Consider the following 2,500-nt stretch of genomic DNA (forward strand, 5'->3'; position numbering starts at 1 on the left):
AAAGGCGAAAAGAACCCCGGAGAGGGGAGTGAAATAGAACCTGAAACCGTGTGCGTACAAGCAGTAGGAGCTCCGCAAGGAGTGACTGCGTACCTTTTGTATAATGGGTCAGCGACTTACTGTTCGTGGCAAGCTTAACCGTATAGGGGAGGCGAAGGGAAACCGAGTCTGATAAGGGCGCATAGTCGCGGGCAGTAGACCCGAAACCGGGTGATCTAGTCATGCCCAGGGTGAAGGTGCGGTAACACGCACTGGAGGCCCGAACCCACTCCCGTTGCAAAGGTAGGGGATGAGGTGTGATTAGGAGTGAAAAGCTAATCGAACCCGGAGATAGCTGGTTCTCCTCGAAAGCTATTTAGGTAGCGCCTCATATGTATCCTCTCGGGGGTAGAGCACTGTTATGGCTAGGGGGTCATCGCGACTTACCAAACCATTGCAAACTCCGAATACCGAGACGGACTGTATGGGAGACACACGGCGGGTGCTAACGTCCGTCGTGAAAAGGGAAACAACCCAGACCCACAGCTAAGGTCCCAAATTCAGTGCTAAGTGGAAAACCATGTGGAAAGGCACAGACAGCCAGGAGGTTGGCTTAGAAGCAGCCACCCTTTAAAGAAAGCGTAATAGCTCACTGGTCGAGTCGGTCTGCGGGGAAGATTTAACGGGGCTAAGCACTGAACCGAAGCTTGGGGTGCATAACTTTGTTATGCGCGGTAGAGGAGCGTTCCGTAAGCCTGCGAAGGTGGATTGAGAAGTCCGCTGGAGGTATCGGAAGTGCGAATGCTGACATGAGTAACGATAATGCGGGTGAAAAACCCGCACGCCGAAAGCCCAAGGTTTCCTTGCGCAACGTTAATCGGCGCAGGGTGAGTCGGCCCCTAAGGCGAGGACGAAAGTCGTAGTCGATGGGAAGCAGGTTAATATTCCTGCACCTCGCGTAAGTGCGATGGAGGGACGGAGAAGGTTAGGTGTACCGGGCGTTGGTTGTCCCGGGGAAAGGCGGTAGGTTTGGATCTTTGGCAAATCCGGGATCCTTTAAGACCGAGCACCGAGACGAGTCTTTAAGACGAAGTCACTGATACCACGCTTCCAGGAAAAGCTCCTAAGCTTCAGCTTACGCAGACCGTACCGTAAACCGACACAGGTGGGTAGGATGAGAATTCTCAGGCGCTTGAGAGAACTCGGGTGAAGGAACTAGGCAACATGGCACCGTAACTTCGGGAGAAGGTGCACCCTTTTTGGTGGCTCGTGCGAGCTATAGCTGAAGAGGGTCGCAGTAACCAGGCCGCTGCGACTGTTTATCAAAAACACAGCACTCTGCAAACACGAAAGTGGACGTATAGGGTGTGACGCCTGCCCGGTGCTGGAAGGTTAATTGATGGGGTCAGCCGCAAGGCGAAGCTCTTGATCGAAGCCCCAGTAAACGGCGGCCGTAACTATAACGGTCCTAAGGTAGCGAAATTCCTTGTCGGGTAAGTTCCGACCTGCACGAATGGCGTAACGACAGCGGCGCTGTCTCCACCCGAGACTCAGTGAAATTGAAATCGCTGTGAAGATGCAGCGTTCCCGTGGCAAGACGGAAAGACCCCGTGAACCTTTACTATAGCTTTACACTGAACGTTGAGTTCGTCTGTGTAGGATAGGTGGGAGGCTATGAAACCATGGCGCTAGCTGTGGTGGAGCCATCCTTGAAATACCACCCTGTCGTGCTTGACGTTCTAACCTGGGCCCATTATCTGGGTCGGGGACCGTGTATGGTGGGTAGTTTGACTGGGGCGGTCTCCTCCTAAAGAGTAACGGAGGAGCTCGAAGGTACGCTCAGCGCGGTCGGACATCGCGCACTGTGTGCAAAGGCATAAGCGTGCTTGACTGCAAGATCGACGGATCAAGCAGGTAGGAAACTAGGACTTAGTGATCCGGTGGTTCTGTATGGAAGGGCCATCGCTCAACGGATAAAAGGTACTCCGGGGATAACAGGCTGATACCGCCCAAGAGTTCATATCGACGGCGGTGTTTGGCACCTCGATGTCGGCTCATCACATCCTGGGGCTGTAGTCGGTCCCAAGGGTATGGCTGTTCGCCATTTAAAGTGGTACGCGAGCTGGGTTCAGAACGTCGTGAGACAGTTCGGTCCCTATCTGCCATGGGCGTTGGAGATTTGAGAGGGGCTGCTCCTAGTACGAGAGGACCGGAGTGGACGAACCTCTGGTGTTCCGGTTGTCACGCCAGTGGCATTGCCGGGTAGCTATGTTCGGAAGCGATAACCGCTGAAAGCATCTAAGCGGGAAGCGCGCCTCAAGATGAGATCTCCCGGGGCACAAGCCCCCTGAAGGAACCATGTAGACTACGTGGTTGATAGGTCAGGTGTGTAAGTACAGCAATGTATTGAGCTAACTGATACTAATGATCCGTGCGGCTTGACCATATAACCTCAAGTTGCCTTGGCTTTACGACAACGTCGTAAGAGCATCCAAGTGCACGCTACGTCACAAGAACTATG

Annotated in this window: 1 rRNA gene (running past one end of the window); it reads left to right on the forward strand. The window is 53.7% G+C overall.

What is annotated here, in order from left to right:
* Nucleotides 1–2,425: ribosomal RNA gene (locus ACZK08_RS01620) — 23S ribosomal RNA — on the forward strand (it extends 456 nt beyond the left edge of the window).
* Nucleotides 2,426–2,500: the final 75 nt, after the last annotated feature.

It is taken from the genome of Stenotrophomonas sp. 112478_Sma (assembly GCF_056479905.1).